Source organism: Pseudovibrio exalbescens DSM 16456, assembly GCF_000422785.1.
In the GTDB taxonomy this organism is placed as follows: domain Bacteria; phylum Pseudomonadota; class Alphaproteobacteria; order Rhizobiales; family Stappiaceae; genus Pseudovibrio; species Pseudovibrio exalbescens.
In genome coordinates this window covers 379,057-392,412 of sequence record NZ_AUGS01000001.1, presented here as the reverse complement: position 1 = coordinate 392,412, position 13,356 = coordinate 379,057, and the positions used below count along the sequence as shown (strand labels likewise).

The 13,356-nt window shown below is 57.8% G+C and carries 12 protein-coding genes; 2 read left to right on the top strand and 10 right to left on the bottom strand.

Translation table 11 applies throughout. The features are described 5' to 3' along the window. Positions 1-53: 53 nt before the first annotated feature. The 6 genes from flhB to flgB are packed head-to-tail and all read right to left on the bottom strand — an operon-like array spanning position 54 to position 3,437. Positions 54-1,130, bottom strand: a complete 1,077-nt coding sequence (gene flhB, locus G512_RS0101795) for a flagellar biosynthesis protein FlhB (protein WP_028480216.1) — start codon at positions 1,128-1,130, stop codon at positions 54-56. 13 nt (positions 1,131-1,143) lie between these two features. Continuing rightward, positions 1,144-1,917, bottom strand: coding sequence for a flagellar biosynthetic protein FliR (gene fliR, locus G512_RS0101790; protein ID WP_028480215.1), 774 nt, complete (start codon positions 1,915-1,917; stop codon positions 1,144-1,146). Positions 1,918-1,936: 19 nt separating this feature from the next. Next, positions 1,937-2,203: a flagellar biosynthesis protein FliQ gene (gene fliQ, locus G512_RS0101785; protein ID WP_028480214.1), complete on the bottom strand. Its 267-nt coding sequence runs from the start codon at positions 2,201-2,203 to the stop codon at positions 1,937-1,939. Between the two features lie 17 nt (positions 2,204-2,220). Beyond that, positions 2,221-2,535, bottom strand: coding sequence for a flagellar hook-basal body complex protein FliE (locus G512_RS0101780; protein WP_028480213.1), 315 nt, complete (start codon positions 2,533-2,535; stop codon positions 2,221-2,223). 34 nt (positions 2,536-2,569) lie between these two features. Further along, positions 2,570-2,980, bottom strand: a complete 411-nt coding sequence (flgC, locus tag G512_RS0101775; protein WP_028480212.1) for a flagellar basal body rod protein FlgC — start codon at positions 2,978-2,980, stop codon at positions 2,570-2,572. A gap of 49 nt (positions 2,981-3,029) precedes the next feature. Next, on the bottom strand, positions 3,030-3,437 hold the full coding sequence (gene flgB / locus G512_RS0101770; protein ID WP_028480211.1) for a flagellar basal body rod protein FlgB: 408 nt from the start codon (positions 3,435-3,437) through the stop codon (positions 3,030-3,032). Between the two features lie 405 nt (positions 3,438-3,842). On the opposite strand from flgB, the gene G512_RS0101765 reads away from it, so the two are divergent. Together G512_RS0101765 and fliP are read left to right on the top strand one after the other, a co-directional pair. Next, positions 3,843-5,711, top strand: a complete 1,869-nt coding sequence (locus G512_RS0101765; protein ID WP_028480210.1) for a flagellar biosynthetic protein FliO — start codon at positions 3,843-3,845, stop codon at positions 5,709-5,711. A 51-nt stretch (positions 5,712-5,762) separates the two neighbouring features. After that, entirely contained in the window at positions 5,763-6,470 is a 708-nt protein-coding gene (fliP, locus tag G512_RS0101760) for a flagellar type III secretion system pore protein FliP (protein ID WP_407636259.1), read from the top strand. A 44-nt stretch (positions 6,471-6,514) separates the two neighbouring features. On the opposite strand, the gene G512_RS19695 is transcribed toward fliP, so the two are convergent. The 4 genes from G512_RS19695 to fliM form a co-directional block, all read right to left on the bottom strand. Beyond that, positions 6,515-10,768, bottom strand: a complete 4,254-nt coding sequence (locus G512_RS19695; protein WP_051268745.1) for a tetratricopeptide repeat protein — start codon at positions 10,766-10,768, stop codon at positions 6,515-6,517. Positions 10,769-10,839: 71 nt separating this feature from the next. After that, entirely contained in the window at positions 10,840-11,487 is a 648-nt protein-coding gene (locus tag G512_RS0101750; protein WP_028480208.1) for a MotE family protein, read from the bottom strand. Then, positions 11,484-12,116 (bottom strand): DUF6468 domain-containing protein, encoded by a 633-nt coding sequence (locus tag G512_RS22930; protein WP_028480207.1) that lies wholly within the window; start codon positions 12,114-12,116, stop codon positions 11,484-11,486. The genes G512_RS0101750 and G512_RS22930 overlap by 4 nt, the downstream gene beginning before the upstream one ends. A gap of 1 nt (position 12,117) precedes the next feature. Continuing rightward, the gene (gene fliM / locus G512_RS0101740; RefSeq protein WP_028480206.1) at positions 12,118-13,356 is read right to left on the bottom strand and encodes a flagellar motor switch protein FliM; all 1,239 of its coding nucleotides are present in this window, start codon (positions 13,354-13,356) and stop codon (positions 12,118-12,120) included.

Sequence of the window (13,356 nt, the reverse complement as noted above, 5' to 3'; positions counted from 1 at the left end):
GCGTTGGTCAGAGCATTCAACGCAGCCTAGCAGTTTTCAAGCACCTGACCGAGTTACGCGCGCCAATTTTTCTTGGACTTCAGCCCCATGACGTAGCCGATGACCTTCGCAACCGCTGCGTAATGCTCTTCGGGTATCATATCATTAATCTCCATCGTGGCATGCAGCGCCCGCGCCAAAGGCGGATTTTCAACCACAGGCACCTCGTGTTCGCGGGCCAGGTCCCGAATACGCAAGGCCAATGCATCCACCCCCTTGGCCACGCATTTGGGCGCCTGCATCTCGTCATCATAATACAGTGCCACGGCATAGTGGGTCGGGTTGGTGACCACCACGGTGGCCTTGGGCACTTCACTCATCATGCGCTGTTGCGCACGTTGCTGACGCAACTGACGGATCTTTGACTTGACCTGAGGATCACCTTCCGCCTGCTTGTATTCCTCCTTGACCTCGCGCTGGGTCATCTTCTGCTTGTTGAACCACTTTTGCCGCTGCCAAGCGAAATCCAGCCCCGCCACTACCGTCATGAAGGCTAGGATTGCACCCACCAATTTCAGCGACAAGTCCCTGCTTTCCTGAAGAATGTGATCCGGCTCATGAAAAAACGCCATGTCCAGTTGCTCTTTCTCTGGCCAGACAATGAAGTAAATCATGACCGATACCACGATGATCTTCACCAACCCTTTGGAGAAGTTCATCAAACTGTCCTTGGAAAACAGACGCTTTGCCCCGCTGAGCGGCGAGATCTTGTTGAGTTTGGGCTGGATCGTTTCGGCCGTCCACACCGGCTTGTGCTGAATGACATTACCCAGCACAGCCAAAACCATGAGCACCAGCAGCGGCAAAGCCAACAACAGGAGCAAGTGCGGTCCCGTATCGCCAAACAGAAACAACAACCCGCCCGGATCGACGGCAATGCTGTCAGCATGCGCCAGAAACCCCTTGAGCAGTCCGGCCACGTTGGCGGCTGTGGGCTTGGCAAGAAAAGCCACGACAAGCGCAGTGCCAAGCAAGGCAAACCAGCCGCTGACTTCTTGCGATTTGGGAACATCCCCCTTCTCATGCGCATCGGTTAAGCGTTTTTGGGAGGGGTCCTCAGTTTTCTCGGAATCATCCGTTTCATCAGCCATGTTTCATGCGCTCCTATTGAACGATGAACGGCTGGAACACCGCCTCGACCTGTGTCAGATACCAGCCCATCATGGTGGACAGCACTGCCAGAAGCAGGAACAGCCCAATCATGATGTTGACCGGCATGGCGATGAAGAAGATTTGCAGCTGCGGCATCAGCTTGTTCAAAAGCCCCATGCCGAAATAGAAGACAAGCCCCACCACCATGAACGGCGCCGAAAGCCGAACGGCAATGGAGAACATCTGGCCAATCAAAGCAACACCATGGCTGGAAACATCTTCAATGGCCACCAGATCTCCCGGTGGGAACAGGGTGAAGGAATCATGCATGGCCGCGATCGCCAGATAATGCAGATTGGTTGCAAAAATCAGCACAGTACCGAGCATGGACAGGAAGTTGCCAATGATGGCCCCCTGCATTCCCGAGGCGGTGATGTCACCGCCCAAGGCAAAGGCAAGCCCCATCTGGTTGGCAATCATCGCACCGGCTGTCTGAAGTGCAAATGTCACCAGTCTGACAGACGCCCCGACGAAAAGACCGATCGCGATCTCGCCGAAAATCATCAGGAGCAGCGCGGGAAAGGACGACAGCACGGTATCTGGATAAAGCGGCTGGCCGATAGGCGCCATGATGTAGGTGAGAGCCAGCGCCAACGTGAGCCGGTAGCGCGTCGGCAATGAAGCCTCTCCCAACGCCGGCATCAGCATCAACATTGTGCCAAGCCGACAGAACATGAGCATGAACGTCACCACAAAACTGGTCAGAAAGCCCAGTTCAATTGTCATGGATGACGTCCCCCCGGCTCTAGTAGCCCCTGACAATCAACTCCACGATCTGCGTTGTAAACGATGCCATGGTGCTGCTCATGAACGGCAGCGCCACCAGCAGCGCAACAAAGATCGAGAGGATTTTGGGAACGAAAACAAGGGTGGCTTCCTGGATCTGTGTTAGCGCTTGAAACAGCGCAACAATCACCCCAACCGCCAGACCGACCAGCATGACCGGCGCACTCACGAGAATGAGTGTCCAGATGCCATCCTTGGCTATATCAAGCACTTCAGGGCCGGTCATGAAAAACAACCTTGTTGTTAGATGGGCATCCGCATGATCTGTTCATAGGCGGAAATCACCTTGTCGCGAACGGAAACCATGGTTTCCAGCGCCACTTCGGTCTCTGCCACCGCAGTGACCACGTCTACCACGTTGGCTTTGCCTTCTAGCAGATTGAGAGACTGAGTCTCGGTGGCCTGACCGCTTTCACGCACCTCTTCCACCGCAGATTTTACCATCTGGGAAAAATCCTGGTTTCCAGCGGCAGCAGAGACGTCCGGGGTGTTCTGAGCGCTCTGTGTCAGCTTCGCCATGTTGGCATAGGCGTTAGCAGCAATCGATGCATTTGCCATGTCGAGTCATCCTTTGAAACTTTGGGGCGCGCTGTCAGCCCTTTAAAATGTCCACGGTCCGTTGCAGCATGGCGCGGGTCGAGCGCACCACGTTCAGGTTGGCCTCGTAGGACCGTTGAGCCTCCCGCATATCCACACTTTCAACCAGCGTGTTTACATTGGGCAGCTTCACGTAGCCGTTGGCATCGGCCGCCGGGTGGCTCGGTTCGTAGCGGGTTTCGAAATCGGACTGATCCAACTGAACCTTGCCCAGTTGCACCACATCTACACCAAGCTCCCGGTCCAGACTGGCCTGGAAGGTGGGTATCTTGCGCCGATACGGATCCTCATCCGGGGTGCGCCCGGTCGAATCCGCATTTGCCACGTTTTCCGCGATGATGCGCATGCGTCCGGTCTGTGCCTTGAGACCGGAGGCTGCGATGAACATTGACTTCAGAAAATCCAATTCCTGCCCTCTTTTGCGCTAGTGCCCCACGCCGCCGCTGGCGATGCGCTTAGCCGGACCGTTTGATTGCCGTGCGCAGGAGCCCAAGCCCGCGCGTGTAAAGATTGGTTGCCAGCTGATAATCCATCTGGTTCTGCGCGACTTTCATCATCTGCTCTTCCAGAACCACGGAATTACCATCCGGTGTGCGTTCAAAACTCGAGGTGTCCTGCGGTGACGCTGTCTGGCTCGACGCCGACAAGGTCAAGTGATGCGGATCCGTGCGCGCCGGCCCCGAGGCGGCGGTAGCGCTTGCAGATTGCACCATGGACTGGAACTTGAACTCTTTCAGATCCTGACTCTGATAACCGGGCATGTCCGCATTCGCGATGTTTTCCGCCAGAACGCTCTGCCGGGTCTGATGCCATTGCATCTTGTCGCGCAGTGCCTGAAATACCGGAAGATCGAACATCGCCATTTGTTTGCGTGCCCTTTTTGCTGAGCTCCCCTAACTAGTCAGAGCCTGAATAAAGATTAGGTAAAATTTGCCTATTATTTGGTTAACAAGTCGTTAACGTTAACCAATTCATAACAGTTGCCCGCAGAAAACGGTGCGGCCTGCCACAAGAAGGACACTTGCAAAATGCAGCATTGTGCGCAAAGGGAATAATTTGCCCACCAGCACTTTCGCCGGGGAAAAACGATAGGTACTTGTGGGCGGGGCCGGCAAATCCTTAAGGTTTGCAACCTGTGCAGTTCATCTGCCGACCGACATACGATATGTAGGGCAATAATTAATAGGTATTAGGGATTCGGGTGCGCCCAATGCGGGCGGGCTGCAATAACAAGGCGGGCCATCCGAGCCTGAAGAAGTGGGGAAATCATGAAAGACTGGCTGGCGAGCACCTTCAATCTTGCGCCGGAAACAGCACTACTGCTCTCGGTAATCATCGCACTGATCACGGTTCTGGCCTTGATCGCGATCATCATTCCCCTTCTCAAGAAATACGCGAGAACCACGTACAAGGGCGCACGCAATCGCCAGCCCCGCATTGCCATCATGGATGCAGCAGATGTAGACACCCGCCGGCGGTTGTTGCTGGTGCGCCGGGATAATGTGGAGCACCTGATTCTCATCGGCGGCAATGCTGACATTGTTGTAGAGCAGAACATCGTGAAAGCGGCCGCACACGGCAAGCCGGTTAACGATCGGACGCGACCCGGCCATTACGCAAACGCCGCCATGACAATCTACGACGAAACCCTGTTGCCGACAGCAACCGAGTTGCAGGACGCAGAGCCTGCGCCGACAACAACGGGTGAGCCTGCAAGTCCCGCCCCAGCAAACTCGGCGACCACATCGGCCCAGCCAGCCCACGCCCCGGCCGCTCACACAGCGCCACAAGCGCAACGCCCCGCCCGTCCCGAATACACCAAGCCGACCAGCCCCTACGAACCGCCACATCTGGATCATGCAGACCCGGATTCAGCCGTTGCCAAGCTCGCCCCAAAGCGGATTTTCGGCGCTGCAACGGCCGCCGTTCGCAACGTGGCTAATCAGACCCGGTCTCAGGGACAATCACGCACCCAGTCCAACGCCCCTTCGGCCAATGCCGGACATCAAGCGCCGCGACCTGCGGCCAAGGCAGAACAGGCCACGCCAACAGCAGCGCCCTCACGCTCAGCGGCACATCATCAGGCAAAGCTGGAACCTGCCGCCAAGGCGCAGCCCGTAGCAGCAGCCAAGGAGGGCCCGCAAGAGCGCGCAACAGCTTCGCATGGGGCGCATCATCAGGCAAAGCCTGCAGAAAAGTCGGCACTTCAGACCACCGACACGCCCAAGAAAGATGAAGCGAAGACCGCCTCTCATCACCCCGCCGCAGCGGCGAATGACAGCGCACAGGCAGCACCCGAGGCCAAGCCCGAGGCAAAGCCAGCGCCAGCGGCCTCAGCACGGCCTGCCCAGCGCCCACATCCGGCGCAGCGTCCAATGCCTTTCAGCATGCGCCAAGCACACAAACCTGCGGCCTCTCAGGCGTCGGAGAACAGTTCCGATGACAAGGCAGGCGCAGCACCGACTGACAAACCGGCAGAGCAGCCGCGTCCAGCCTATGTCAAACCGATCACACCCCCACTCTCCGGTCCGGCATCACGCACAAGAAGCGTCTATGGCACAGGCTCAACAACAGCAAATGGCCAGGCTGCTACCAATCAACGTCGCTTTGGTGCCTCAAACCCCAAGACACCAGCCCAACCGGCCGACACCGCAGCCGTAGCCCAAGGTCTGGAAGCAGACCTGGAAGCCGCAATCGAAGAACCCACCAAGGCCACCTCAGCCTCGGCAAAGGCAGCACCGTCGGCAGAAGCCGAAAAGACACCCAAGCAAGCCGAGGGGACCGACAAACCCGACGCACAGGAAGGGCCCACGCCGGACACAGACAAAACGGCCGCAGGAACACCTGCTCCGGCCGCTGATAAGCCCGCCGAGCCCAAAGCTGCCACATCCGCCTCACCAGAAAAGGATGCAGGCGCAGCCAAGGTGGATGGTGCCGATGAAGACGGCGCAGCGGATACAACAACGCCAGATCAACCTGACGCGGACGCGAAGACCAAGCCTGAGGCGACCACTGACGAAAAACCGACAGAAGACAAGGCTGACAAGACCAAGGGCCATGAGTTCAAACCCTTCGAGGATGACATGGCTGAACTTCTGGACGAGCTTGAAGGCGGTTCACGCTCACAGGCCGTATAGCGGGCAGGATCAGTGCGTTTTTGGAAATACTTTATCGGCTTCGCCCTTGTCATCGCGATCGGCGGGGCCACCGGCGGCAGTGCCTGGGCGCAAAGCCTGACACTTGATCTGGGCGACAGCGCCACGCTGACCGAGCGGGCTTTGCAGATTGTTGCGCTGCTCACGATCCTGTCACTGGCTCCCAGCATCTTGATCATGGTGACGAGTTTCACCCGGATTGTGGTGGTCCTGTCATTGCTGCGCTCCGCCCTGGGACTGCAAACTGCGCCGCCCAATACGGTGATGATTGCGCTCGCCCTGTTTCTTTCGGCCTTCATCATGGCTCCGACCTTTCAGGAGGCTTACGATGCAGGCGTGCGGCCACTGATGGAAGACACAATCGACATGGAAGAGGCCTTCGTGCGCGCCTCTGAACCATTTCATGTTTTCATGCGCAATCAGGTACGCGAATCCGATCTGGCGCTGTTTCAGGATCTGGCCAACATGCCCGCCCCGGAGACCCCGGAGGAAATCAGCCTGCGTGTACTGGTGCCCGCCTTCATGATTTCGGAACTGCGCCGGGCCTTTGAAATCGGCTTCCTGCTCTACCTTCCGTTCATCATCATCGATCTGGTGATCGCATCCCTTCTCATGTCCATGGGCATGATGATGCTTCCTCCAGTGGTCATTTCCTTGCCATTCAAACTGATTTTCTTCGTGTTGGTTGACGGCTGGCAGTTGATCGCCGGCAGTCTGGTGCGCAGTTTCGGGGTGGGGTAGCAACCTGCCCCCGCTCTGCCTGCTGGCGAGAACAGGCGAACGGCTTACAGTGCGCTTTCTTCTGCACGGGTCGGTCTGGGGCTTTCTGGACCACCAGCCGTCAGATACTGTGCCCGATACTCATCCAGAAACGCATCAAGACTATCCGTGGCTGCGATGGAGCGCGATACGTCGAGAAACTCAACACCGCGCTCATCAATCGGCCGCGTGACCACTTCAAACGCGGCAGCGTTGGGTCCTTCGCTCATTTTCTCAGAGTACTTTTGCCTCAAACGGTCCAACCCGAGACTGTCGCCTGCCAGAGAATACCCGATGGCTGCGCGCAGGATATCTGTTTGCTCCTGCCCGTCGAGCGGGAAGGCATCCGCCCACCGGCCCGCATGCATGCGTTCAACTTGTTCTGCGGCCTTCTGCCAGCTCTTGGCGGCCCATAGGGTGTCCGCGCGCAGTCGGTCCACATCCACACCGGACATGTTTCGCACCAACTCCAGAGCCAGATCAGGCCGACCGCTCTCGGTAAGGGCTCTTGCCTCAACCAGATTGCGCTGACGCTGCAAGGTCGTTGGCAATTGGGCCTGCCGGGTTTGACTGAGGACCCGCAAGGCTTCCTCCGGACGTCGGTCCAGCAGATAGACAACGCTCAGATCCGCTGCGATCTGCGCCTTGGCAGCGCCCTTCAGGCGATGATCGATCTGATGACGCAGGACACGTGCAGCCTGATCAAGAAGGTCCAGATCAATCATGCGATCCGCCATGTACCGGACCATCTGATCGCCTTCATGGCCAACCGGCAACAACTCGCGAAAGTCGTAGAAAATGGCCAGCGCATCGATGGCGTCCAGCTTGTCCGCCCCCTCGCGCAGAAACAGATCGGTAAAGACGTCTCCCATCTGCGTTTGCAGGCTTCGGGTCAAGTTGGAATCGGGATTTGACAAGACGGCCTGATGCATGGCCTTGAAGGCCTGACGGTAGTCCCCTTCCTTGGCCTGAAGCTTGGCCAGAAGGTCCAGCGTTCGCAGTTCCGTCTCGTCTCCACGCCATGTGGTGGACAAGTCAGCCAACTCGTCAATGGCGTCCTGCTCGGACAGATACCCGTCGCGGTAGCGTAGGGCAATGTGGCGATACGTGGCCTCTGCAGCCTCAGGACCCTCTGAGTGATCCATGACGAACTCGAAGGCATCCATTGCCTCTTTGGTGCGCCCAGAGGCATCAGCAATACGTCCGCGCAACAAGTCATACCGCGCCGCCTGCTCATCACTGACCGAGGATGGCTCAACCTGCGCCAGATAAGACGCAGCACTTCCGAAGTCTTCCAGCTCCACGTGAGCCTTGGCCGCCGCCAAGTTAAAATCCACCTGAATCTCGTCGGGATAACTGTCGATCACCTTGCCCGCTTCGGTCAGATGACGCAGCGTGCTGGACCAGTCCTCCAACGCAACATCGGCCAGTGTTTTCCAGACCGCCGCATCAGGGCTTCGTACCAGTTCCTGACTGTCCAGATAGGCCTTCGCCTGTTCCGGTCGGTTCGCCATCATCTGCGCTGCGCCCATCATCACGTTGAACGTGGCGTCCGTGGCAACTGTCGGGTTTTGATCCTTGGCCAACTCCAGAAGACCCAGCGCTTCCTCCGCAAACCCGTGAGCCAGATAAAACCGCGCCATATCCAGACGGGGGCCCTTCATCTTGTCGGGCTCGGCCATGGCGACCGCAGCTTCAAACTTGCGCAGCTTGTCGCGAAACTCCACCTTGTTGGGCGTGGTAAAATTGGCAAACTCGATCAGGCCAGGCTGTGTGGGATCCTTGAGCGGTGCCCCTTTTTCCAAGGTACGCCAGAGATCTTCGCTGGAAACCGCCAGCCCGTCATCCCGCGAGACGACGACATCTTCTCCATTGACTTCCACACTCACCCCATCCGCAAACAAGGTGACCGCAATGCCATGGATTGATTGCAAAAACTGCAACTGCGAATAGCGATGAGGTTTGATCACGCCGCGCGCCGGTCCCGGCGCCGTTACCGCGTAGATCGTATCGCCGACATCTGGATCCTTCAGGGCATGAATGCGCCCACCACGCCCCAAAGCCACGCGAAGAACCGCGGCACCATCCCCCTGAACATTGCGCTCCACCTTGAGCGGTTGACTGGGCTCAGAGATGGAAGGTCCAACATGCAGGATCCACCGATCGCTTCCGGCACTCGCACTGGCCAGAACCGCACGACGCAGCCGCATGCGAACCAATTGATAGGTCTTGTGATCCTCGTTGCTCAGGTCGGTTGCGAACGGCTCAAGAGCAGCACGCAGTGCCCGGTCGTCAATCGGCACAGCACTGTCAAATACCATCCAGTGCTGGCGCCCACGCCGAAACACCGCGGCCGATACATTCTTGCCAAACGGCAAGTGCACCTGCGCAGCATCCCCAACCCGGCGCACTTCCACTGAAATCAGGGGCGCCGGTGTTTTTTGTGCTTCCGGTGGAACCGCCTCCGGGTTGGAAGGTCGCGCTTGTTGGCGCGGCTGTTCAGTCACCGTAGTGCGGCTGTTTATCGGGATTACCCGCGGCAGGCCATCTTCATTTTGCGGCGCCGTTGAGCGGACCGGCTTCGCCGGCGCTTCACCCTCATCCGACACGGTTCCGCGCATATCGGGTGAAATCTCCGAGTTCGCGCCCGGCGCAGATGACTGTGAATCGGGCCGTGTTTCCGTTTCGGGCTGATCGCCTGTTTCTGGTGTCGTCACCTTCTCCGGGGTGCTCAGTCCGCTATCAGAACCATCTGTGTTCGGTGTCGGCTGTTGCGGATCGGCTGCAACGGGCGCCGAAGGTGTGTTGTCAACTTTCGAAGGGGCTGGTTCTACGTCTTCAGCCGCGCTCCCCCTATCCGATAACTCTGGTTTTTCCTTGGGCCGACGCTCGCGATTTTGCGCCCCCGGCACCAGATCATCAACGGGTTGCTTCGTTGTTCCAGGCTTGGCTTCAGGCAAGTTCGGCTGCGCCCGCAAGGGGGCGTCCGTCAGCGCAATACGCGCTTCTTCTTCCGCTTTCAGGGGCGCAGACAACTGCACCAGCGGTTCCTCTGGAAGACCAAACGCCCGTGCCGCCAATGTCACTTCATCCGCTTGTGCCAGCACGGCAGCGATCGGATCGTCAACCTGACCCAGCTCAGCCGACCTTACCGTTTCGGCAGGCTCTGCATCAGACGCGGTATCTGCTGCGGTCGGAGCCACTTCTGGCGTCTCTACGCCTTCAGGTTTCTGCTCCGGTGTTTGCACTCGCTCAACAGGCGCCTCGCTTGGCTGGCTACCCGCATCTTCCTCTCGCGTTCCCAGCGAAACAACTCGCTCCTCTCCCTCAACCTGCTTCAGGATCGGATCCACATAGACATCTTCTACTTCATCCAGCAGCGAGTTTTGTGCGGTACTGGGCGTGGTTTCGACCGGAGTAACGTCCACCACGTAACTCGACCCCTCACGGAACGCCCGCACATCTGCCGCCGGATCAATAGCCAGTTCGACAAACAGCCCTGCGTCACGCAGCTCAGAACGAGCTCCAAGAACACCCACGGGCGGGTCAATCAGCATACGGGCCAGATTCAGTTCGGCCTTACGGTCAAATTGAACTTCCACGCGATCGTTACGCCGAACAAAGGCACTGTCGAACGGCACTGACCAGTCAAACACCAGACGCGTAAAGGTCGGATGCTCTCCAACCCGCAAATCAACTTGGGCCTGCTCAACCTCTTTTTGTTTCTGGTCCCGCTCAATCTCTCGCAGCCTGCGCATGGCGGCCTCGGCCCGCTTGGCCAAATCGGCCACAACATCTTCCGGCAACGGGGGCGGCATGCCCTGCCACGAGCGTGGCAGCAGATCCACGAACAGCTTTTCCCCCGCTTCCATGCTGTTTACATTGACCGGTTGTTTCAGGGCAAAACGCAAGGCCGCACCGTCCGGATCGCGCCGGGCTACCGAAATGTAATCGCTCAAGAGCGCAGGCACTTCATCAATGTTGGTATCAATGCCATCGGGAAAGGCGATGCGAAGAACGCCAGCCGTTACCAGTGCATCATAATCCGGCAGGAGGGTTCGTTCAGGAAAGTTGATGACGAGGCGTGCAAACCCGTCTTCCTGAGTGGCTGTAACCGTCGCTGGTTCGCCAACGGCAAATGCAGGAGTGTAACCTGCAAACAGCGCGAAAACGGACAGGGCGACAGCGCAAAACACGCGCGCAAAAACGCAGCGGAAGGCCAAGCCATCGCACCGGTCTGACAAGCTCTTTTTCGCTGTTGGTTCAGAACCCGCCAACACTGCCCGATTCCCCTGACATAGAATTGCGTATTTCTATCAAGCAGCTTCTTAACGCCGTCTTACGATAGCCCTTACTGGCCTTGAATCTTGGGCAAAAGCGACTCCGGTTGATCCGGCGCGCCCTGTCGACCCACAGCAATCGCGACCGTCAAACGTTCGGCTGCATCGGGGCTCATGTAAGACAACACATCCGCCATTTTTCGCGGCTGCATTTCACTGACGACCTTCAAAAGCACATCCATGTCCAGACGATCAAAAATACGCGCAGCATTCTTGGCCTTCATGCTCTCGTAGATCTTGACGAGATCCTTGATTTCTTCAGCTTCTTTCTCGTTCTGGGCAGAAACGTTTGCCTCGATCCTAGCTTCGATTTCCTTAAGTTCCGAAATGCGCTTCTCCACACGAGCTTCCGTTGCAGCCAGCATTTGCTCGCGCAGATCCAATTCCTTCTCGCGCTTTTCCAACTCCTTGCGTCGCTCACTCAAACTGGAAAGAACGGCCCGTTCGGAAACGGAACCGCCCATTGCTGCGCCTTCCGTACCCGGCAGGCCCGGCGGCGGTGTGGTATCAACGCTGGAGGGATCCAACACCCCTTGCTGGGCACCGGCAAGACGCACGGCACTCAGGTCGTAGCGATCATCCAGAAAGAAGCCCACGACCTTGAGTACCAGCAGCGCGCTGACGGCAAAAACAACAATGGGTAGCAATCGAAGCTTCAAGCCACTCTCCCCTGAGCCCGGCGACGAAATTCTTCAAGCCGCGAAGTCGATTCCTGAGCCGCTCTGAAAATATCCTTGGCGCGGCTGTGTCTGGGTTCAGCCGGTGCCGGGGCGCTGGCCTGTGCAGGTGCCATATCGGAAGCTGCGGCCGCAACCGGCGCACGATCATACCCGTAGTCCTGATGCGAAGTGGTTTGCTCAGTAGTCCCGTGGGCATCATAGGCGGATACCGTGCTTGTTGCCTGCTCTGCGGCGAGCTCGGCAGCTGCTGCTTCATAGCTGTTGATGCCCGGCACAGCCTTTCCGGCAACCGCCGCGTCGGCCACCTGTCCAACCCGATCCAGTACTTCCGTTCCCACACCCAACTGACTGGACAGCCTGCGAGACAAGGCTTCCGCTTCGCCCAGTCTCTCGCCCAGGGTCTTGTCAGCATTGCCTGCCGTGGACTTGAGACCAAGGATGGCGCGTTCGGCAATTTCAGTAGCAGTTATAAGCTCGGAAATCGTAGCCCGAAGCGATGCTTCATCCGCACGCAAACGCTTGAGGCGGCTGTTCAAGGTCCAGCAATACCCAATGGTAATCACCAGCAGGATAGCCACTACAATCTCGATGATCATCCCAATTGGCATGTCAGGACCCTTCCATTTTACTATTTTGCATGGATCGCTCAAACGCAGCGAACGACATTTTCGGTTGCCGCAACTTGTTGGCGATCTCGATGGAGACGTTGTCGCCGACACGTCCCATTGTTCCCTCGGTAAGTTCAATCCCGCCGCACTTGATCTTCACCGGGTCCTTGGGACCCACATCAAACAGCAGAGTTTGGCCGACCTGAAGATCCAATACCCGCTGCAACGGAATGTGGTTCTCATAAAGGACGGCATCGACCTCCACCTCAGCGCTGTACACTTCCGTCGCCAGATGGCCTTCCCAGATCGCATCCCGACCGAACTTCTCGCCCATGAACATCTGAAGCAAAAGATCTCGGATCGGCTCCAGCGTGGCGTAGGGCAGCATGATCTCGACCTTGCCGCCGCGGTCTTCCATATCAATACGCAACTCGACCAGAATGGCCGCATTGGCAGGACGGGAAATTGCTGCAAATCGAGGATTTGTCTCCAGACGCTCCAACGGCAACTGTACGGGAGACAGGGGGGCAAACGCCTGCTCGGCATCTATCAGGATGATTTCAATCATCCGGCGCACGAGGTTGGTTTCAATCGTGGTGTATGGACGCCCCTCAACGCGCAGCGGTGTCATGCCGCGTCCACCGCCAAGCAGAACGTCAATAATGGAATAGATCAGTGACGACTCGACGGTGACCAGCCCGAAGCCGTCCCACTCTCTGGCTTTGAATACACCAAGAATGGCCGGTAACGGAATGGAGTTGAGATAATCGCCGAACCGAACCGACGTGATTGAATCCAGAGAAACTTCAACGTTGTCCGACGTAAAATTGCGCAGCGATGTGGTTGTCAGGCGAACAAGACGGTCAAACACGATCTCGAGCATCGGCAGACGCTCATAGGAGACCATGGCGGAGTTGATCAGCGCCCGAATGCCGGTGTTGTCGCCGGTAATCGATTCATCCAGGCTGAACCCGAGAAGGTTGTCGATCTCTTCCTGATTGAGGATGCGGTCAGCGCCGCGCGTGGCGGAATCCAGCTCCGGCTCGCTGTCATCGATCATCGCCGCCCATTGGGCCGCTATGTCCTCAGCGTTCGCCGCGCCCTGCTCCTGAAGCGCAGCACCCCACGCGGCCGCAAGATCCTCGTCATCATCAGACAGATCGTCATCAAACCCGGCGTTGGTCGCGTCCCAGTCCTGACCTCCGGCGCTACCGGGCGCCGCATTGGTGTCTTGTGCCAT

Excerpts from the sequence above, each read along its gene's own strand:
- flhB (WP_028480216.1), bottom strand. The coding sequence starts at position 1,130 with ATGGCTGATGAAACGGATGATTCCGAGAAAACTGAGGACCCCTCCCAA.
- fliR (WP_028480215.1), bottom strand. The coding sequence starts at position 1,917 with ATGACAATTGAACTGGGCTTTCTGACCAGTTTTGTGGTGACGTTCATG.
- fliQ (WP_028480214.1), bottom strand. The coding sequence starts at position 2,203 with ATGACCGGCCCTGAAGTGCTTGATATAGCCAAGGATGGCATCTGGACA.
- G512_RS0101780 (WP_028480213.1), bottom strand. The coding sequence starts at position 2,535 with ATGGCAAATGCATCGATTGCTGCTAACGCCTATGCCAACATGGCGAAG.
- flgB (WP_028480211.1), bottom strand. The coding sequence starts at position 3,437 with ATGGCGATGTTCGATCTTCCGGTATTTCAGGCACTGCGCGACAAGATG.
- G512_RS0101765 (WP_028480210.1), top strand. The coding sequence starts at position 3,843 with ATGAAAGACTGGCTGGCGAGCACCTTCAATCTTGCGCCGGAAACAGCA.
- G512_RS22930 (WP_028480207.1), bottom strand. The coding sequence starts at position 12,116 with ATGCCAATTGGGATGATCATCGAGATTGTAGTGGCTATCCTGCTGGTG.
- fliM (WP_028480206.1), bottom strand. The coding sequence starts at position 13,356 with ATGGCACAAGACACCAATGCGGCGCCCGGTAGCGCCGGAGGTCAGGAC.